18 protein-coding genes and 1 pseudogene are annotated in these 19,638 nt (G+C 63.7%); 10 read left to right on the forward strand and 9 right to left on the reverse strand.

The window, feature by feature from the left end; genetic code table 11:
• Window positions 1–98 precede the first annotated feature (98 nt).
• Together ACSSV4_RS09435 and ACSSV4_RS09440 are read right to left on the reverse strand one after the other, a co-directional pair.
• Window positions 99–1,652 (reverse strand): trimethylamine methyltransferase family protein, encoded by a 1,554-nt coding sequence (locus tag ACSSV4_RS09435; protein ID WP_454274890.1) that lies wholly within the window; start codon window positions 1,650–1,652, stop codon window positions 99–101.
• 151 nt (window positions 1,653–1,803) lie between these two features.
• Complete coding sequence (locus tag ACSSV4_RS09440) at window positions 1,804–2,643, reverse strand: universal stress protein (protein ID WP_454274891.1); 840 nt, start codon at window positions 2,641–2,643, stop codon at window positions 1,804–1,806.
• Between the two features lie 203 nt (window positions 2,644–2,846).
• Between ACSSV4_RS09440 and ccoN the strand changes: the two genes are divergently transcribed.
• The 10 genes from ccoN (at window position 2,847) to ccoS (ending at window position 11,990) form a co-directional block, all read left to right on the forward strand.
• Entirely contained in the window at window positions 2,847–4,451 is a 1,605-nt protein-coding gene (ccoN, locus tag ACSSV4_RS09445; RefSeq protein ID WP_454274892.1) for a cytochrome-c oxidase, cbb3-type subunit I, read from the forward strand.
• A gap of 44 nt (window positions 4,452–4,495) precedes the next feature.
• Entirely contained in the window at window positions 4,496–5,263 is a 768-nt protein-coding gene (gene ccoO, locus ACSSV4_RS09450) for a cytochrome-c oxidase, cbb3-type subunit II (protein ID WP_454274908.1), read from the forward strand.
• A gap of 12 nt (window positions 5,264–5,275) precedes the next feature.
• On the forward strand, window positions 5,276–5,470 hold the full coding sequence (locus tag ACSSV4_RS09455) for a cbb3-type cytochrome c oxidase subunit 3 (protein WP_454274893.1): 195 nt from the start codon (window positions 5,276–5,278) through the stop codon (window positions 5,468–5,470).
• A gap of 3 nt (window positions 5,471–5,473) precedes the next feature.
• On the forward strand, window positions 5,474–6,337 hold the full coding sequence (gene ccoP, locus ACSSV4_RS09460; RefSeq protein ID WP_454274894.1) for a cytochrome-c oxidase, cbb3-type subunit III: 864 nt from the start codon (window positions 5,474–5,476) through the stop codon (window positions 6,335–6,337).
• Between the two features lie 182 nt (window positions 6,338–6,519).
• The gene (locus ACSSV4_RS09465; protein ID WP_454274895.1) at window positions 6,520–6,744 is read left to right on the forward strand and encodes a hypothetical protein; all 225 of its coding nucleotides are present in this window, start codon (window positions 6,520–6,522) and stop codon (window positions 6,742–6,744) included.
• Window positions 6,745–6,765: 21 nt separating this feature from the next.
• Window positions 6,766–7,653 (forward strand): LysR family transcriptional regulator, encoded by an 888-nt coding sequence (locus ACSSV4_RS09470; protein WP_454274896.1) that lies wholly within the window; start codon window positions 6,766–6,768, stop codon window positions 7,651–7,653.
• 96 nt (window positions 7,654–7,749) lie between these two features.
• A complete protein-coding gene (gene ccoG / locus ACSSV4_RS09475; protein ID WP_454274897.1) occupies window positions 7,750–9,186 on the forward strand; it encodes a cytochrome c oxidase accessory protein CcoG in 1,437 nt (478 codons plus the stop codon).
• The gene (locus ACSSV4_RS09480) at window positions 9,186–9,641 is read left to right on the forward strand and encodes a FixH family protein (protein WP_454274898.1); all 456 of its coding nucleotides are present in this window, start codon (window positions 9,186–9,188) and stop codon (window positions 9,639–9,641) included. The genes ccoG and ACSSV4_RS09480 overlap by 1 nt, the downstream gene beginning before the upstream one ends.
• 3 nt (window positions 9,642–9,644) lie before the next feature.
• Window positions 9,645–11,828, forward strand: a complete 2,184-nt coding sequence (locus ACSSV4_RS09485) for a heavy metal translocating P-type ATPase (RefSeq protein ID WP_454274899.1) — start codon at window positions 9,645–9,647, stop codon at window positions 11,826–11,828.
• A 3-nt stretch (window positions 11,829–11,831) separates the two neighbouring features.
• Window positions 11,832–11,990 carry a cbb3-type cytochrome oxidase assembly protein CcoS gene (gene ccoS / locus ACSSV4_RS09490; RefSeq protein WP_454274900.1) on the forward strand — a complete coding sequence of 53 codons (159 nt, stop codon included), beginning with the start codon at window positions 11,832–11,834 and terminating at the stop codon, window positions 11,988–11,990.
• A 35-nt stretch (window positions 11,991–12,025) separates the two neighbouring features.
• Here ccoS and lpdA read toward each other — a convergent pair whose 3' ends face one another.
• From lpdA to ACSSV4_RS09525, 7 genes and pseudogenes are all read right to left on the reverse strand, one after another.
• Entirely contained in the window at window positions 12,026–13,414 is a 1,389-nt protein-coding gene (gene lpdA / locus ACSSV4_RS09495) for a dihydrolipoyl dehydrogenase (RefSeq protein WP_454274901.1), read from the reverse strand.
• A gap of 134 nt (window positions 13,415–13,548) precedes the next feature.
• Complete coding sequence (locus ACSSV4_RS09500; RefSeq protein WP_454274909.1) at window positions 13,549–13,944, reverse strand: MAPEG family protein; 396 nt, start codon at window positions 13,942–13,944, stop codon at window positions 13,549–13,551.
• A gap of 437 nt (window positions 13,945–14,381) precedes the next feature.
• On the reverse strand, window positions 14,382–14,588 hold the full coding sequence (locus ACSSV4_RS09505; protein ID WP_454274902.1) for a hypothetical protein: 207 nt from the start codon (window positions 14,586–14,588) through the stop codon (window positions 14,382–14,384).
• Entirely contained in the window at window positions 14,585–14,845 is a 261-nt protein-coding gene (locus tag ACSSV4_RS09510) for a BrnT family toxin (protein ID WP_336430171.1), read from the reverse strand. The genes ACSSV4_RS09505 and ACSSV4_RS09510 overlap by 4 nt, the downstream gene beginning before the upstream one ends.
• The gene (gene odhB, locus ACSSV4_RS09515; protein ID WP_454274903.1) at window positions 14,842–16,386 is read right to left on the reverse strand and encodes a 2-oxoglutarate dehydrogenase complex dihydrolipoyllysine-residue succinyltransferase; all 1,545 of its coding nucleotides are present in this window, start codon (window positions 16,384–16,386) and stop codon (window positions 14,842–14,844) included. The genes ACSSV4_RS09510 and odhB overlap by 4 nt, the downstream gene beginning before the upstream one ends.
• Window positions 16,387–16,389: 3 nt before the next feature.
• Complete coding sequence (locus ACSSV4_RS09520) at window positions 16,390–19,350, reverse strand: 2-oxoglutarate dehydrogenase E1 component (protein WP_454274904.1); 2,961 nt, start codon at window positions 19,348–19,350, stop codon at window positions 16,390–16,392.
• Between the two features lie 190 nt (window positions 19,351–19,540).
• A pseudogene (locus ACSSV4_RS09525) lies at window positions 19,541–19,638 on the reverse strand (succinate--CoA ligase subunit alpha); the annotation flags it as partial.

The raw sequence follows: 19,638 nt of genomic DNA on the forward strand, positions 1-19,638 counted from the left end.
CCGTGCGGGCGACTCCCCCGGAGTATTTTTGCCAAAAAGAAACCCTGAGCCAAAAAAGGACCCGCCACGAAGGGCGGGCCAGTTCAGGGAGGGACTTCTCAATACTCCTGGTTAAGCGCTTCGGCTGCTGGTATGTCGCGTTCGCGCCGCGCAATATAGTCCAAGAGTGCCGCGTCAACGTCAGGATCGAGATTTGGTTCCACATAAGCGTCAAGCAAGCGGCGCGCATGGGCGAGAGCCCGCTCGGTGGTCTCCTTTGATCCATCCGCCACCCATTGCTCGATCGAGGTGTTGTCGAAGAGATCGGGCATGAAGAAGGCGGTCTGGAAATTCTCCTGCGTGTGCGGATGACCAAGGTAATGCCCCCCCGGCCCGACATCGGGGATCGCGGCGAGCGCCTCATTGAAATCGCCCCAGTGCGGGCCTGAGGCCATGCGGTAGGCCATGGCGCATTGCTCGGCATCGACCAGGAACTTGGCGACGGAGCAATGCATCCCGGCCTCGTTCCAGCCCGCCGAGTGCCAGATGTAGTTGGCCCCGGCATGGATCACCGCCGACAGCGTTGTCGCGCTCTCGTAACCCGCCTGAGCATCAAACATCTTGGCTCCGCCGAGCGTGCTCGAGGTGCGCCACGGCACGCCGTAGAATCGCGCCATCTGGCCGATCATGAAATTCATGAGGCTGATTTCCGGTGTTCCCGCCATCGGTGCGCCCGACCGCATCGATACGGTCGAGAGGTAATGGCCATAGATCGCCGGGCAGCCGCGACGGATCACCTGGGTATAGGCGAGGGCCGAGAGCGCCTCGGCGTTGAGCTGTGCCACGGTGGCGGGCACGGAGGCGGGGGTATTGGCTCCGCCGAGGACGAAGGGCGAACAGAGCACCGGCTGGTTGCGGCGGCAAAAGGCGCGCATCGCGCCCAGCATCGTCTCGTCCCAGACCAGCGGCGAGTTGCCGTTGCAATTGCCGGTGGTGACGGGGTGCTTCTCCATGAACCCCTCGCCGAAGAGGATGGCGCACATCTCCATCACGTCGTCGGCGTTCTTCGGGCTTGTCGTCATCCCCATGAAGGTCTTGTCCGAGTATTTCATCGAGGAATAGGTGATGCGGAGGTGCCGCTGGCTGATCGGGTGGTCATAGGGCTCGACGATATGATGCGCGGATGAATGCAGCGCGGGCATCATGTGGCTCAGCTTGTGGAACATCGCCAGATCGGCGAGCGTCGGGTTGCGGCGGACGTCGTCGAGGTCGCGCAGATAGGGCGCGCCGGTCATCGGCACGAAGATTGAGTGCGGCCCGCCGAGGCGGACGTTTTTCGCCGGATCGCGGGCATGATAGGTGAAATCCGACGGAATGGTGGCAATGAGGTCGCGCACGAGGCCACGGTCGAGATAGATGCGCTCGCCCGCGACCTTTGCCCCGGCGCGCCTCCAGTCCTCAAGCGCGATCTCGTCGCGAAATACCACACCGACGTTTTCGAGGATGTCCATCGACGCCGCGTCGATGCGTGCGATCTGGTCGGGGTCCATCACCTCGCAGGTAGGCAGCGCGCGGGTCAGGCCTGGCAGCATGTCGAATTTCGGCGCGCTGCGGACGGTGCGCCGGGCGGCGCGGCCCCCGGCGCGGGCGCGGGGTTTGATCAGGGCTGTCATGGCGGGTCTCCTTCTGCCTGCCATGATGCGGAGGCGGCGCGTCCTGCGCGTGCAGCTTTGCGAAACCCTTTTGCAGAAAGCGACATGCCGCGCGGCGGTAAATCAAGGGCACCCGTCCCCGAGTGCCCTTTTTCAGTGGAGCGCCGGACGCTTAATGCGCCATGAAGACCGGCAGGGTCGCTTGCTCCAGCATGTAGCGGGTCGCGCCGCCGAAGATCGCTTCGCGAAAGCGTGAGTGGCCGTAAGCCCCCATCACCACCATGTCGGCATCCATGTCGCCCGCGTGGCGCAGGAGCACGTCCGAGATGCGCGGCAGGGTTTTGGACAGCACGTCGATCTCGACCTTGACGCCGTGGCGGGCGAGGTATTGCGACAGCAGCCCGCCAGGGTCAGAGCGGTTCGGCCCGTGGCTTGGCGGGTCGATCACCACGACATGCACCACGTCCGCGCCCTTGAGCAGGGGCAGGGCGGCGCGGACGGCACCGAGCGCCTCGTTGCTTTCGTTCCAGCCCAGCAAGACCCGCTTGGGCCGGGTGACCACAGCCCGACCCTGCGGCACCACCATCACAGGCGTGCGCCCCTCGAAAAGCGCCGATTCGGTGACCGGCTCAAGCTCTGCGCCGCGCCCCTCGCCATATGGCTGCGGCAGGATGACCAGATCGGAGAATCGCGCGCGGGCCGCGACATGGCGGCCAAGATCGGCCAACTGGCTGACGCCGGCCTCGACGCTCCACCGCACGGCGGATCCGTCCAGGAACTTTCGCGCCTTGGCCTCGATCGTCTCTGCCTCTTCCTGGGCGCGGGCGATGGTTTCCTGAAGGACGATGGCGCTGGCCCCGGCATAGTAATAGCCGGACTGGCTGCGGTCCACGCCGAGGCACAGCACGTCTAGATGGGCCTCATGCGTGGTGGCGGCGGCCACGGCATGGTCGAGGGTTTCTTCAACAAGCGACTCGTCGGTCAATACCGTGAACAGGCTGTTATAAGTCATGTCGCATTCCTTTGGCCGTGTTGCATTCGGACTCACCATATGACCTTAACATGGGGCGGCGCCTTGACGCGGATCAAGAGATTGGCGTTCAGGTTTTGACACAGATCAAGGATAGTTGACTCCGATCCTATCATTACGGGGCACAGTCTAAACGCGCCCGTGCGGGTCAGCGACTCGTGCGGAAAGAGACGAAGGGACGCAACATGACGAACTATATCAAGCTGATCGTGCTTGGTCTGATCACGCTTTTCGCGTTGATCGCGGCCAATTACGCGCGCGATCTGGCCTATCTGGTCAATGCGCTGACGGTGGCGCTGGTGGCCGGCGGGCTGTTTTTATGGGTGCTGCGGCACACCGATGAGCCGACGGGCAATATGGACCTGTCCGGAGAATACATGGACGGTGTCGTGCGCGCCGGTGTGGTCGCGACCTGCCTTTGGGGCGTCGTGGGCTTTCTCGCGGGCACGTTCATCGCCTTTCAGCTTGCCTTTCCGCAGCTCAATTTCGACTGGGCGCAGGGATATGCCAATTTCGGCCGGTTGCGTCCGCTACACACATCGGCGGTGATTTTCGCGTTTGGCGGCAACGCGCTGATCGCCACATCGTTCTACGTGGTGCAGCGCACGAGCGCCGCGCGGCTCTGGGGCGGGAACCTCGCGTGGTTCGTGTTCTGGGGCTATCAGTTGGTGATCGTGCTGGCTGCCACCGGCTATCTGCTGGGGGCCACGCAGTCCAAGGAATACGCAGAGCCCGAGTGGTATGTGGATCTGTGGCTGACGGTGGTCTGGCTGGCCTATCTGGCCGTGTTCCTGGGCACCATCGTCAAGCGTAAAGAGCCGCATATCTACGTGGCGAACTGGTTTTACCTCTCGTTCATCATCACGGTGGCGATGCTGCATGTGGTCAACAACCTGAGCATTCCTGTCTCGATCTTTGGGTCCAAGTCGGTGCAGGTCTTCTCGGGCGTGCAGGACGCGATGACACAGTGGTGGTATGGCCATAACGCTGTGGGCTTCTTCCTGACCGCAGGGTTCCTGGGCATGATGTATTACTTTGTGCCGAAACAGGCCGAACGCCCGGTCTATTCCTACAAGCTGTCGATCATCCACTTCTGGGCGCTGATCTTCATCTACATCTGGGCCGGTCCGCACCACCTGCATTACACGGCGCTGCCCGACTGGGCCTCGACGTTGGGCATGGTGTTCTCGATCGTTCTGTGGATGCCGTCTTGGGGTGGGATGATCAACGGTCTGATGACGCTCTCGGGCGCGTGGGACAAGCTGCGCACGGATCCGGTGATCCGGATGATGGTGATCTCGATCGGGTTCTACGGCATGTCCACGTTTGAGGGGCCGATGATGTCCATTCGCGCGGTCAACTCGCTGTCGCATTACACCGACTGGACCATCGGGCACGTGCATTCGGGTGCACTTGGCTGGAACGGGATGATCACCTTCGGCGCGCTCTACTTCCTGGTGCCGCGCCTGTGGAACCGCGAGCGGCTTTATAGCCTGAGCCTGGTGAGCTGGCATTTCTGGCTGGCGACCATCGGGATCATTCTCTACGCCGCCGCCATGTGGGTGACGGGGATCATGGAGGGCCTGATGTGGCGCGAAGTGGATGCCAACGGTTTCCTCGTGAACTCCTTCGCCGATACCGTGGCTGCGAAACTGCCGATGTATATCGTGCGTGGCCTGGGCGGGGTGCTGTTCCTCAGCGGGGCGCTCATCATGTGCTACAACCTCTGGATGACTGTGAAGCGTTCGCCGGCTGTCGAAGCCACGAACAGCGCAGTCCCGGCTGAATAAGGAGGGACGGAACAATGTCCGACCAAAACAACGAAAAACCTCCGATGCCGGCGTCTGCCAGCGGTGTGGGTCCGCGACCTAAGAAAAAGACGATTCTGGACAAGCACGCAATCCTGGAAAAGAACGTCACGCTTCTGGCGATCTTTGCCTTCCTCGTGGTCACCATCGGGGGGATCGTACAGATCGCCCCTCTGTTCTGGCTCGAAAACACCATCGAGGATGTCGAGGGCATGCGCCCCTATTCCCCGCTGGAGCTGACCGGGCGCGATATCTACGTGCGTGAGGGCTGTTACGTCTGCCATAGCCAGATGATCCGCCCGATGCGTGACGAGGTGGAGCGGTATGGGCATTACAGCCTCGCGGCGGAGTCGAAGTACGACCATCCGTTCCAGTGGGGCTCCAAGCGGACCGGGCCGGATCTGGCCCGGGTCGGAGGGCGGTATTCGGACGAGTGGCATGTCGATCACCTGCGCAGTCCGCAATCGGTGGTGCCTGAGTCGGTGATGCCAAAATATGGTTTCCTCGAGGATCGGCTGATCGAGCCCGAGCATATCGAGGATCTGCTGGGCACGCATCGCCTGGTGGGGGTGCCTTACACCGAGGAGATGATCGAGAATGCCAAGGCGGATTTCAAGGTACAGGTCGATCCCAATGGCGACACCGACGGTCTGCTCGCGCGCTACCCCAAGGCGCAGGTGCGCAATTTCGACGGCCAGCCGGGGATCTCCGAGGCTGACGCGCTGATCGCCTATCTGCAGATGCTGGGCACGCTGGTGGATTTCTCGACCTTCACGCCCGTGGCAAGCCGGTAAGGAGGACAGAACATGGAAACCTATTCCCTGCTGCGCCAATTCGCCGATAGCTGGATGTTGTTGGTACTCTTCGCGTTCTTCATCGGGGTGGTGATCTGGGTGTTCCGCCCCGGTGCCACCAAGACCTACGAGAACCCGTCCAACATCCCCTTCCGGCACGAAGACAAACCGGCGCCCTCGCGGGATGCCGACGCCAAGGAGGCGTAAGACATGGCCAAGAAACCAACCAAGAAACAGGAACCGGATACCACTGGCCACGAGTGGGACGGTATCGAGGAATACAACAACCCCCTGCCGCGCTGGTGGCTGTGGACCTTCTACGCCACCATCGTCTGGGCGCTATGGTACGTGATCGCCTATCCGGCCTGGCCGCTGATCAACGAGGCGACGGCGGGCTACAAGGGCTGGTCGACGCGCGCCAATGTGGCCGCAGAACTGGCCGAGGCCGAGGCCGCCAATGCCGAGATCAACGCGCGGCTGGCCTCTGCCGAGCTGACCGCGATCGCCGATGACGCCGAATTGCAGGGCTACGCGACCTCTGCCGGCGCGGCGGTCTACAAGACCTGGTGCGCGCAGTGCCACGGATCGGGTGCCGCCGGGGCCAAGGGCTATCCCAACCTGCAGGATGACGCGTGGCTCTGGGGCGGGACGATCGAGGACATCCACTACACCGTGGCCCACGGCATCCGGAACGAGGAAGACGCCGATGCGCGCTATTCGCAGATGCCGGCCTTTGGCGATCTTCTGGAGTCTGCGCAGATCGAAGAGGTCGTCAACTATGTGATGTCGCTCTCGGGCGAGCCGCAGGATGCCAGCCTCGTAGCAGCAGGCGAGACGGTGTTCATGGATAACTGCGCTGCCTGTCACGGCGAGCAGGCGCAGGGCGATATCTATCAGGGGGCACCCAATCTCTCGGACGCGATCTGGCTCTATGGCGGGGATTACGAGACGGTGAAATACACGGTCGTCAATGCTCGCTTTGGTGTCATGCCGCCGATGGGCGGGGCTGACCTGAGCGAGGCCGAGATTCGCGCCGTGTCGCTCTATGTCCACCAGTTGGGCGGGGGCGAATAATCCCCGACAAGCATGCCCCGGGCCGCAAGGCCCGGGGGATGGCACCGGTCTTTCCGTCCTGTTCGCGCGTTTCCTGGAAGGGCCGGTGCCGATTTCGTCAGCGGATTGTTGGAGTTGTCAACCTCGGGCCCCGGAGCGGGGCCTTTGGGCTGCCTCGCTCAATACCGGCGCCGTGCCACAAGATGGGCCTCGAGATCCGCGCCGCTGCGGGCATCAAAGCGTTCTGCCGGGGGCCAGTGAGCGCGGCCTCGACGGTGGTGGCGGGTTTCGTGCGGCATGTCGATGCGGGTGGCGGTTCTGAAAGTATTCGCGAGGATTCCGAGCATGTCCTGATCCTTTCCTGTGCTGTTGTCCTGCGTCCAATATGGAACAAGACGTCGTCTCACGCGACTCTGGAAAATTTCTGATATGTAAGCTAGGCTGACATCATGGATTGGCAGGCCCTTCCCCCTTTAACCGCGCTGCGCGCCTTCGCGGCGCTGGCCGAGACCGGTGGCACGGCGGCGGCGGGTGCGCGGCTGAATGTCAGTCACGCCGCCGTGAGCCAACAGGTCAAGCAGCTTGAGGCACATCTGGGCGTGGCGCTGGTGGACCGCACGGGGCGGCAATTGCGCCTGACCGCCGAGGGGCGCGATCTGGCGGGTGCGCTGTCGTTGGGATTTGGGGCTATCGCGCGGGCGGTCGAGACGCTGACCGGTGCCGATGCCGACCGCCCGCTGCAAATCTCGACGACGCCGAGTTTCGCCGCGCATTGGCTGATGCCCTGCCTGAGCGCGTTCCGGCAGGCGCATCCGCAGATCGACCTGATGATCGACCCGACACCGCGGATCGTTCAGATGGGGCCGGGCGGGATCGACATCGCCCTGCGCTATGGCACCGGGCACTGGCCGGGGCTGGAGGCCGAATTGCTGTTTCGCTCGCCCATCGTGGCGGTCGCTGCGCCCTCGCTGGTCGAGGACAAGCGAATCGACAGCCCCGCGGATCTGGCGGAACTGCCCTGGTTGCAGGAATTCGGCACCAACGAGGCGAGCGACTGGCTGCGCCGTCGCGGTGTGGTCAAGGAGCGCGCGGCGGGCCTCGTGCAGGTGCCGGGCAACCTGCTGCTCGACGGCTTGCGCAACGGGCAGGGGGTCGCGGTGACAGTGCGCGAATGGGTGCGTCAGGATATCACGGCCGGGCGATTGCGGCTGTTATTCGAGGAAAGTGAGGATACAGGTTATTATGTGGTGACCCGTCCAGGCGTGCTCCGCCCGCCTGCCAAGGCCTTTGTCACATGGCTGCGACGGCAAGCGCGGCAGACGGTCTCATGTGAATAGATCGATTCAGGAGTCAGAATTTGATGCAGGTCAAAGCTCTTGACCCCGCGCCCTGCCAAAAGACGATCAACAGACGCAAGATATCGGAGTACCTCCGTGGCCGATTCCCAGCCAGACGCCCCTCAAGCCCTCTATGCCGCGCGCGAGCCGGTCTTTCCCAAGAAGGTCTACGGCAAGTTCCGCAACCTGAAATGGGTGATCATGATCGTCACCCTTGGCATCTACTATGTCACCCCGTGGATTCGCTGGGACCGGGGGCCAAGCCTGCCGGATCAGGCGGTGTTGCTCGATCTGGCCGAGCGGCGGTTCTTCTTCTTCTGGATCGAGATCTGGCCGCATGAATTCTATTTCGTGGCCGGGCTGCTGGTGATGGCCGGGCTGGGGCTTTTTCTGTTCACCTCGGCCCTGGGCCGGGTGTGGTGCGGCTATGCCTGTCCGCAGACGGTGTGGACAGATCTGTTCATTCTGGTGGAACGCTGGATCGAGGGGGATCGCAACGCCCGGCTGCGCCTGCACAGGCAAAAGAAGCTGGATATGCGCAAGGTGCGGCTGCGGCTGACCAAGTGGATCACGTGGCTCCTGATCGCGGTGGCCACGGGCGGGGCGTGGGTGTTCTACTTTACCGATGCGCCGACGCTGCTGGTCGATCTCTTCACGCTGAACGCCCATCCCATCGCCTATACGACAATTGCGGTCCTGACCGGCACCACGTTTTTCTTCGGCGGGTTCGCGCGCGAGCAGATCTGTATCTATGCCTGCCCCTGGCCGCGCATTCAGGCCGCGATGATGGATGAGGACACGCTGACCGTCGGCTACCGCGAATGGCGCGGCGAGCCGCGCAAGAACTCCGAAGAGGTCAGGGCCGGGGCCGGGCAGGGCGATTGCATAGACTGCATGGCCTGTGTCAATGTCTGCCCGGTGGGGATCGACATCCGTGATGGTCAGCAGCTGGAATGCATCACCTGCGCGCTCTGTATCGATGCCTGCGACGACATCATGGAAAAGATCGGCAAGCCGCGCGGGCTGATCGATTACATGGCCTTTACCGATGAGCAATCCGAGCGCGCGGGCGGTGCTCCGAAACCGATCTGGAAGCACGTGTTCCGCCCCCGCACGATACTTTATACCGCGCTGTGGTCGCTGGTGGGGATCGGTCTTGTCGTGGCGCTGTTCATCCGGTCGGATATCGACATGACCGTGGCCCCCGTGCGCAACCCGACCTTTGTGACAATGTCGGACGGCTCCATCCGCAACACCTATGAGGTGCGGCTGCGCAACAAGCACCATGAGGAGCGGCGCTTCAACCTCGCGGTGACGGGTGATCCGGCGGTGCGGCTGCAACTCGAAGGCACGCCCTATAGTTCCATCACCGTGCCCGCCGACGAGATGCGCCTGCAACGGGTCTACCTGATCGCGCCTCCGGGGGCTGAGGCGGCGCAGGAAGAGCGCACCGATGTGCGGCTCTGGATCGAGGACACGCTGAACGGCGAGCGCGCCTACAAGGACACGATCTTCAACGGGAAGGACAACTGATGGCCGAGCGTCAGATCACCGGCAAACATGTGTTCATCGGCTTTGCCGCCGCCTTTTCGGTCATCATCGGGGTCAATCTGGTGCTGGCCTTTTCGGCGGTGCGCACCTTTCCGGGGCTGGAGGTCAAGAATTCCTATGTCGCGAGCCAGGAATTCAACGACCGAAAGGCCGCGCAGGAAGGGCTGGGATGGACCATCGCTGCGGATCATCAGGGTGGCATGCTTACCCTCGGGATCAGCGATGAGGCGGGGCAGCCTGTCGAGGTCGCAAGGCTGGAGGCGACGGTTGGGCGCGCCACGCATGTGCAGGACGACCAGACGCCCGAGTTTCGCTTTGATGGCAGCGCCTATGTCGCCCCCGTGGCGCTTGGCGATGGCAACTGGAACATCCGCATGAAGGCGTGGGACGAGGCTGGCACGCTCTTTCAGCAGCGGGTCGTTCTGCACAAGGACTAGGGTATGACCGTCCCCATGCGCCCCACGCCGTCGGCCTGTCCGGCCTGTTCCGCCGCCCCGGCGGCAGAGGCATTGGCGGCGCGCGATTTGCCCAATGCGCAGATCGCCCTGTCGCTGCCGACGATCCATTGCTCGGCCTGCATTTCCAAGATCGAGCGGGCGCTGAACGATCATCCGCAGGTCAATTCCGCGCGTGTCAACCTGACGCTCAAGCGCGCCAGCATCGACGCCGCCCCCGAGGTGACGGCAGAGGAGATGCGCGCCCTTGTAGAGGGGCTGGGATACGAGGCGCATGAGCTCGATGCGGGCACGCTCAATGCCACGGCGACGGACCGCGCGGGCCGCGATCTGCTGATGCGGCTGGCGGTGGCGGGCTTTGCCAGCATGAATGTCATGCTCCTGTCGGTCTCGGTCTGGTCCGGGGCCGAGGACGCGACGCGCGACATGTTCCACTGGATATCGGCGGCGATCACGTTGCCCGCGATTGCCTTTTCCGGCGTGCCGTTCTTTCGCAATGCCTGGGCCGCGCTGCGCAACGGACGGCTCAACATGGATGTGCCGATCGTTCTGGCTATCGTTCTGGCCATCGTCACCTCGCTGTGGGAGACGATGCTGTCGGGCGAGCATGCCTATTTCGACGCAGCGCTTGCGCTGACGTTCTTCCTGCTGGCCGGGCGCTATCTCGATCACCGGACGCGGGCAATTGCCCGTTCGGCGGCGGAGGAACTGACCGCGCTCGAAGTGCCGCGCGCGACGCGGGTGAGGGACGGCGTCGAAGAAGTGGTGAATGTGGCCGAACTGGCCGTGGGCGATCTGATCCTCGTGCGGCCCGGTGGGCGGATGCCGGTGGATGGCGAGATCGTCAGCGGCACCTCGGAGATCGACCGCTCGCTGCTGACCGGCGAGACGCTCCCGGTCTTTGCAGGCGAAGGGCAGGCGGTCAGTGCGGGCGAGGTCAATCTGACCGGCCCGCTGACCATCCGTGCGAGTGCTGTGGGGGCGGAGACATCCTTGCACCGGATGGCCGATCTGGTGGCGATCGCGGAATCGGGGCGTTCGCGCTACACCTCGCTCGCCGACCGCGCGGCCAAGCTTTATGCGCCGGGGGTGCATATCCTGTCGGCGCTCGCCTTCGCCGGCTGGTATCTCTATACATGGGACATGCGCACGGCACTCAACATCGCCGCCGCCGTCCTGATCATCACCTGCCCCTGCGCGCTTGGCCTTGCGGTGCCAGCGGTCACCACGGCGGCCTCGGGGCGGCTATTTCGGCGGGGGATGCTGATCAAGCATGAGACCGCGCTGGAGCGACTGGCGCAGGTGGATACGGTGGTGTTCGACAAGACCGGCACGCTCACCACCGGCACGCCGCATCTGACCAATCTCGATGCCCTGCCGCGCGCGGCGGTGGAGACGGCGCTTGCGCTGGCGCAGGGCTCCTCGCATCCGCTGGCGCAGGCGATCACCAAATCGGCGCGCGCGGCGGGCTATGCGGCGGCGGCGGTGGCAGAGGTGACCGAGGTGCCGGGCTATGGCACCAAGGGGATGACGGCAGGCAAGGAGGTGCGGCTGGGCCGCGCAAGCTGGACCGGGGCCGAGGGGTTGGCACAGACCGCGACCTATCTGAAAATCGGCGCGGCGGCCCCGCTGGCGCTGACCTTCACCGACGCCCTACGCCCCGGCGCAGAAGAGGCGGTGCAGGCGCTGGTCGCACAGGGCAAGCGCGTGATCCTGATGTCGGGCGACACCACCCCGGCGGTCGAGGCGCTGGCGCAACGTCTGGGTATCCCGCAGTGGATGGCCGAGGCGCTTCCTGCCGACAAGGCGGCCCGCATCGAGGCGCTGCGCGGTGAGGGCGCGCATGTGCTCATGGTGGGCGACGGGCTCAACGATACCGCCGCCTTGGCCGCCGCCCATGTGTCGATCTCGCCTGCCACGGCGCTCGATGCCGCACGGGTGGCCTCGGATATCGTGCTTCTGGGCAATGACCTCTCGCCCATCGGGGCCGCCTGCGAGACGGCCAAATCTGCCACCCGACGCATCCGTGAGAATTTCCGCATCGCCACAGTCTACAACATCATCGCCGTGCCGCTGGCGGTGGCGGGGCTGGCGACGCCGCTGATCGCGGCCTTGGCCATGTCGCTCAGTTCGATTACGGTGTCTTTGAATGCCCTGAGATTGAGGTAAGCGATGAATATCCTCACCTACCTGATCCCGATATCGCTCGTCCTTGGCGGACTCGGCCTCGTGGCCTTTGTCTACACGGTGCGCAGCAACCAGTATGACGACCCCGAGGGCGACGCGCGGCGTATCCTGAGCGACGATTACGACGACAAGCCAAAGACCTGACGGGTAGCGGCGGGGGAGGCCCCCGCCGTGCCGGATCAGCTGTGGATCGGGCCGTCGCCGCAGGCGAGCGCGGCCTCGCGCACCGCTTCGGAGTACGTGGGGTGCGCGTGGCAGGTGAGGGCCAGATCCTCGGCCGCCGCGCCGAATTCCATCGCGACGCAGATCTCGTGGATCAGATCGCCCGCCATCGGCCCGATGATATGCGCGCCGAGGATGCGGTCGGTCTCCTTGTCGGCAAGGATCTTGACGAAACCGTCGCCTGCGAAATTCGCCTTGGCGCGTCCGTTGCCCATGAAGGAGAACTTGCCGACCTTGTAGGCACGTCCTTGATCTTTCAGGGTTTCTTCGGTCTCACCGACATTGGCGACCTCGGGGTGGGTGTAGATCACGCCGGGGATGACGCCATAGTTCACATGGCCATGCTGGCCCGCCAGCACGCAGGCGACGGCCATGCCCTCATCCTCGGCCTTGTGTGCGAGCATGGGACCTTCGATGGCGTCGCCGATGGCGTAGACACCCTTGACCGAGGTCTGCCAGTGGTCGTCGGTCTTGATCTGGCCGCGCTCTGTTCTCTCGACACCCAAGCTGTCGAGGCCGAGGCCATCGACATAGGGTTTGCGGCCGGTGGCGACGAGCACCACATCGGCGTCAAGCTGGTGTTCGCTGTCATCCTTGCGCAGTTTGTAGTTGACCTTGGCCTTGGTCTTGAGCGCGTCGACGGATTGCACGGCGGCGCCCATGATGAATTTAATACCCTGTTTTTTCAGGATTTTCTGGAAGCTCTTTTGAACCTCGCCATCCATGCCGGGGGTGATCGCGTCGAGATATTCGACCACTGTCACGTCCGCACCCAGACGGGCATAGACCGAGCCCATCTCGAGCCCGATGACGCCTGCGCCGATCACCACCATGGTCTTGGGCACCTTGGGCAATTCCAGCGCGCCGGTGGAGGTGACGACCACCTTTTCGTCGATCTCGACGCCCGGCAGGCTGGAGGGTTCGGAGCCCGAGGCGATGATGATATTCTTGGCATCAAAGGTCTCGTCACCGACCTTGACGCGGCCCGCCTCGGGGATCGAGCCCCAGCCCTTGAGCCAGTCTATCTTGTTCTTCTTGAACAGAAATTCGATGCCGTTGGTGTTCTGGCCGATGACGTCATCCTTGTAGGCGAGCATCTGTTTCCAGTCGACCGAAGGCGACTTGCCCTTGAGGCCCATCTTGGCGAAATTGTGCTCGGCCTCGTGCAGCATGTGGCTGGCGTGCAAGAGCGCCTTGGAGGGGATGCAGCCGACGTTGAGGCAGGTGCCGCCCAAGGTATCGCGGCCCTCGACCACGGCGGTTTTCAGGCCCAGCTGGGCGCAGCGGATGGCGCAGACATAGCCGCCGGGGCCGGAGCCGATGATGATCACGTCATAGGATGCCATGGGTCAGAGTCCTTTCGTTTTTGCGCGTCGGTATCGCGTCGGTATTCTGTCGGTATTGCGTCGGTGGGGTTTGGGGGCGCTGCCCCCTTGGCCTGCGGCCAATTCCCCCGGAATATTTTTGGCAAGATGAAGCATCAGACGAGCGCCGCCAAGAGCATGAGCAGGGTGGCGAGAAAGCCAACCGCCCAGATCAGCGAGCGCCACGGGCGCAGGCCGAGGTAATAGGCCGGGATATAGACCACGCGGGCGGCGAGGTAGGTATACGCGCAAGCGGCGGTGACGGGGGTTGACTGATCAGAGAGCGTGATGGTGACGCAGGCGATGGTGAAGAGGATCAGCCCCTCGAAATGGTTGTTCAGCGCCCGGCCCAGTCGGGCGGTGCCGTCGGACATCTGTTTCGACGGCTCGCGGTCGCGGGCGGACATGGTGTAGCCGGGGCCAAGTTCGAGATTGGCCGGGACCGCGTAGAGCAGGTATTGGACGACCTGCAGGAGCGCGGCGAGGGTGAGGGCGGTGAGTTCGGGGGTCATGTGATCCATATCGACTAAAACGAACATAAGTCTTTCCGCATGGCGGATTTGAGAGCCCTCGTCGCTTCAATGCGTTCTTGGCTACCAACGGGGGTTTCTTCCCACCTATTGAGGTGAAGCAACGTGGGCTTAGGCGCGACCAATTGTGCACGAAGCAACCAATGCCCTATTTCGAAGGCACCTTCATCACTCGGTTCTTTGCTTTCGTATTCCTTCCAAGAGTGAAGGAGGCCGACGTAAGCTTCTTTCCGTTCATCGTACATACGTTGCTTCTCTGTGGCACGAGCAGACAGCCAGAATTGAATGATGGCAGTTACTATTGACCCTACACCAAATGCCGTGAGGAGAGCTAAGAAATCCAATTCACGTACTCCGCGGAATAAGGCCATCCTCGAGCTCGGGCTTGCCCTCTCTGCGTGAAGGGTTTCCCGAAAACTTCACTCCGCCCCCGTCAGCGCCTTTCGCGCCTGCGCAATCGCGTCATCCACGGGGCGACCCTCTTCATGTGCCTTCACGATGCGTTCCAGCACCGCGCGCAGGCGGGCGGCTTCGCCGGGGGCGGCGGGGCGGGCGCGGGCGAAGAAATCCGCGTCGAGGGGCGGGTTCTCGTCAAAGCCTTCGGGCGGCTTGGGACGTATGCTCATGGTAGTTCCCTCCGGTTGGCCTTGCGCAGCGAGATTACGCGGATACGGTCGCCACGCCAAGCGTAGACAAGAACGTGGTATCTGCCGTCGATCTTGCCAAGAGCCTGCATCCGTGTCTCGCCATAGTCATAGCGCGTGTCCTCGGCCTCGATCGCCGTGCGCCAGTCGAACCCGGTGACCGTCTCGAACGGGACGCCGTGTTTGGCCATGTTTTGCGTGGCCTTGGCGGCGTCCCATTCGTAATCCGGATCGCTCACAGATCCATCAGCAACCGGCGCGGGTCTTCCAGCGCCTCTTTGACGCGCACCAAGAACGTCACGGCACCCTTGCCGTCGACGATGCGGTGATCGTAGCTGAGGGCCAGATACATCATCGGGCGGGCCTTGATCTCGCCGTTGACGACCATCGGGCGCTGCTGGATCTTGTGCATGCCGAGGATGCCCGATTGCGGCGGGTTGAGGATCGGTGAGGACATCAGCGAGCCGTAGACGCCGCCGTTGGAGATGGTGAACGTGCCGTCCTGCATCTCGGCCATGGAGAGCTTGCCGTCGCGGGCGCGGGCGCCTTTTTCGGCGATGGCCTTTTCGATGGCGGCAAAGCTCATCTGATCCACGTCGCGGATCACCGGCACGACAAGGCCGGTGGGCGTGCCCGCCGCGATGCCCATATGGACGAAGTTCTTGTAGACGATGTCGGTGCCGTCAATCTCGGCATTGACCTCGGGCACCTCTTTCAGCGCATGGCAGCAGGCCTTGGTGAAGAAGGACATGAAGCCCAGTTTCACGCCGTGCTTCTTGTTGAACTCGTCCTTGTATTCATTGCGCAGCGCCATGACCTCGGTCATGTCCACCTCGTTATAGGTGGTGAGCATGGCCGCCGTGTTCTGGCTGTCCTTGAGGCGGCGGGCGATGGTCTGGCGCAGGCGGGTCATCTTGACCCGTTCCTCGCGCTCGGCATCCTCGGCCGGGCTGGGCGCGCGCGGCGCCTGTGCCGGGGTGGCGGCGGCGGCGGGGGCCTGCGTGGCGGCGGCGGCGGCGCGTGCCACGTCCTCCTTCATCACGCGGCCATCGCGGCCCGAGCCCTGCACCTGATCGCGGCTGACACCCTTTTCGGCCATCGCCTTTTTCGCCGAGGGCGCATCTTCGACATCCTTGCCGGAGGCGGCGGGCGTGTCGTCGCTGGCCTCATCCGACGGCTCGGGGCGGGTCTGCGGCTCGATCGTGCCATCGGCTGAACCGGAGAGGATGGCGAGCTTGCCACCGGCCTGCACGGTGTCGCCCTCTTGCGCGAGGATTTCGCAGAGCGTGCCTGCGGCGGGGGCGGGCACCTCGACCGAGACCTTGTCGGTCTCGAGTTCGCACAGCATCTCGTCCTGCGAGACGCTGTCGCCGACCTTCTTGAACCATGTCGAGACGGTCGCCTCGGACACGGATTCGCCAAGCGTCGGGACCATCACGTCGGTGTTGCCCTTGTCGCCATTGCTGCCCGAGGCGGCCTGCGCGGTCTTGGGTTTGTCGTCCTTGGTCTTCTTGTCGTCCTTGGCGGGGGCGGATTTGGCGTCGCCCTCGGTGATGGTGGCGAGGAGCGCATCGACGCCCACGGTCTCGCCCTCGGCGGCGACGATCTCGCCCATGGTGCCCGCGGCGGGGCTGGGCACCTCGACGGTCACCTTGTCGGTTTCCAGCTCGCACAGCATCTCATCCGCGGCGACGGGATCGCCGGGCTTCTTGAACCATGTGGCCACGGTCGCCTCGGAGACGGATTCGCCAAGGGTGGGGACACGAACTTCGGTGCTCATCACTTATTTCCCTTCGATGGTCAGCGCGGCATCCACCAGCGCCTCTTGTTGGTCTTTGTGCTGCTTGGCCAGGCCCGTGGCGGGCGAGGCGGCGGCGGGGCGGCCTGCGTAAACGGGCCGCTTGTGCTTGGCCTTGATGCGCGTGAGCACCCATTCGACATTCGGCTCGATGAAGGACCAGGCGCCCTGGTTCTTGGGCTCTTCCTGACACCAGACCATTTCCGCGCCCTTGAAGCGCTCCAGCTCCTTGACCATGGACATGGCCGGGAACGGGTAGAACTGTTCGATCCGCATCAGGTAGACATCGGTGATGCCGCGCTTGTCGCGTTCCTCGAGCAGGTCGAAATAGACCTTGCCGGAGCACATCACGACGCGCTTGATCTGCTTGTCGGGGGCCAGTTCGGTGTCGGAATTGCCATATTGTGCATCGTCCCACAGCACCCGGTGGAAGGAGGAGCCGGTGGTGAATTCCTCGGTCTTCGACACCGCCATCTTGTGCCGCAAGAGCGATTTCGGCGTCATCAGGATGAGCGGCTTGCGGAAGGTGCGGTGCAACTGGCGGCGCAGGATGTGGAAGTAGTTGGCGGGCGTGGTGCAGTTCGCCACGATCCAGTTGTCGCCGCCGCACATCGTGAGGAACCGTTCCAGACGCGCCGAGGAGTGTTCCGGGCCCTGGCCCTCGTAGCCATGCGGCAGAAGGCAGACGAGGCCCGACATGCGCAGCCATTTGCTTTCGCCCGAGGAGATGAACTGGTCGAACATGATCTGCGCGCCGTTGGCGAAATCGCCGAACTGTGCCTCCCACAGGGTGAGGGCGTTGGGCTCTGCGAGGCTGAAGCCATACTCAAACCCGAGCACGGCGTATTCCGAGAGCATCGAGTCGATGGCCTCGTATTGCGCCTGCCCCTCGCGGATGTGGTTGAGCGGGTAATAGCGCTCCTCGTCATCCTGATTGATCAGGGCGGAATGGCGCTGGCTGAAGGTGCCGCGCGTGCTGTCCTGCCCCGAGAGACGCACCGGGTAGCCCTCGGTGAGCAGCGAGCCGAAGGCCAGGGCCTCGGCAGTGGCCCAATCAAAGCCGGTGCCGGATTTGAACATCTCGGCCTTGGTCTCGAGCAGGCGCGAGACGGTCTTGTGCAGGGTAAAGTTTTCGGGCGGGAGCGTCAGCGCGCGGCCCACCTCGGCCATGGTCTCGGGCGTGATCGCGGTCTCGCCGCGCTGGTAATCCTCGTCCTTGCGGTCGAGATGGGACCATTTGCCGTCGAGCCAGTCGGCCTTGTTGGGGCGGTAGTCCTTGCCGGCCTCGAACTCGTCGGCAAGATGCGCCTGAAACGCGGCCTTCATGTCCTCGATCTCGCCCTCGGGGATGAGACCGTCCTTGACCAGCCGCTCGGTATAGAGCGCGAGCGTCGTCTTCTGCTGCTTGATCTTTTTATACATCAGGGGATTGGTGAACATCGGCTCGTCCCCCTCGTTATGGCCGAAGCGGCGATAGCAGATGATGTCGATCACCACGTCCTTGTGGAACTTCTGGCGGAATTCGGTGGCCACCTTGGCGGCGTGCACCACGGCCTCGGGATCGTCGCCGTTGACGTGGAAAATCGGCGCCTCGACCATCAGCGCGATATCGGTCGGATAGGGCGAGGAGCGGCTGAAATGCGGCGCGGTGGTAAAGCCGATCTGGTTGTTGACCACGATATGCATGGTGCCGCCGGTCTTGTGCCCCTTGAGGCCCGACAGACCAAAGCCCTCGGCCACCACACCCTGCCCGGCAAAGGCGGCGTCGCCATGCAGCAGGATGCCCATGACCTTCACCCGCTCGGTGTCGCCCAATTGATCCTGCTTGGCGCGGACCTTGCCCAGAACGACGGGGTTCACGGCCTCGAGGTGGCTGGGGTTGGCGGTCAGCGACAGGTGCACCTTGTTGCCGTCGAATTCGCGGTCCGAAGAGGCCCCGAGATGGTATTTCACGTCGCCCGAGCCGTCGACCTCGTCGGGCTTGAAGCTGCCGCCCTGAAACTCGTTGAAAATGGCGCGGTAGGGCTTGCCCATCACGTTGGCCAGCACCGACAGGCGGCCCCGGTGGGGCATGCCGATCACGATTTCCTCGATGCCGAGATTGCCGCCGCGCTTGATGATCTGCTCCATCGCCGGAATGAGGCTCTCGCCGCCATCCAGCCCAAAGCGCTTGGTGCCCATGTATTTCACATGCAGGTATTTCTCGAAGCCCTCGGCCTCCACCAGCTTGTTGAGGATCGCCTTGCGCCCGTTGCGGGTAAAGCTGATTTCCTTGTCATAGCCCTCGATCCGCTCCTTGAGCCACGACGATTGCTCGGGGTCGGAGATGTGCATGTATTGCAGCGCGAAGGTGCCGCAATAGGTGCGTTTGACGATGGCGAGGATCTCGCGCAGGCTCGCCACCTCAAGGCCCAGCACGTTGTCGATGAAAATGGGCCGGTCCATGTCGGTCTCGGTGAAGCCGTAGGATTTCGGGTCAAGCTCCGGGCGGTGGCCGTGATCGCGCAGGCCGAGCGGGTCAAGCTCTGCGATCAGGTGGCCACGGATGCGGTAGGCGCGAATGAGCATCAGCGCGCGGACGGAATCGAGCACCGCGCGCTTGATGTCGTCGTCACTGAGGTTCACGCCCTTTTCGGCGGCCTTGGCGGCGATCTTCTTGCCCGCGTCGCGGCCTTCGGCCTCGGCGGGCCATTCGCCGGTCAGCGCGGCGGTGAGATCATCCGAGGGCATCGGCGGCCAGTCGGCGCGCGCCCAGGAGGGGCCTGCGGCCTCGGCGCGGACATCGTCATCGCCGTCGCCAAGCGCGTCGAAAAAGCCGCGCCAGGCCTCGTCCACGGCATTCGGATCGCTGGCATATCGGGCGTAAAGCTGCTCGAGATACTCGGCATTGTGCCCCTGCATGAAGCTGGAAGCGTGGAAAAGATCATTAGGACTCTGGTCCGTCATTTGTGGTCCTCCCGACCGGTCGCGATGAAGCCTCGGGAAAGAGGCCCGTCTGCCGGGCCCCTGTCGCGCAGCTTCGTGTGGCGGGTTGTGGCCGGGCGGGGAAGGCATTTGCATAAGCCTTCCCAAGCGGTATGCAAACCGCTTGGACGCCGCTTGTACGCGGCGTTTTGGCCCGCCCGGCCGGTGGGCATCAGCCGATTGCCTTGAGCACGGCCTCGCCGAGGCCTGCGGGGCTGTCGGCGACGGTGATGCCGGCGGATTTCATCGCCTCGATCTTGTCGTCGGCGC

This window comes from Roseovarius sp. MBR-154 (assembly GCF_053628595.1).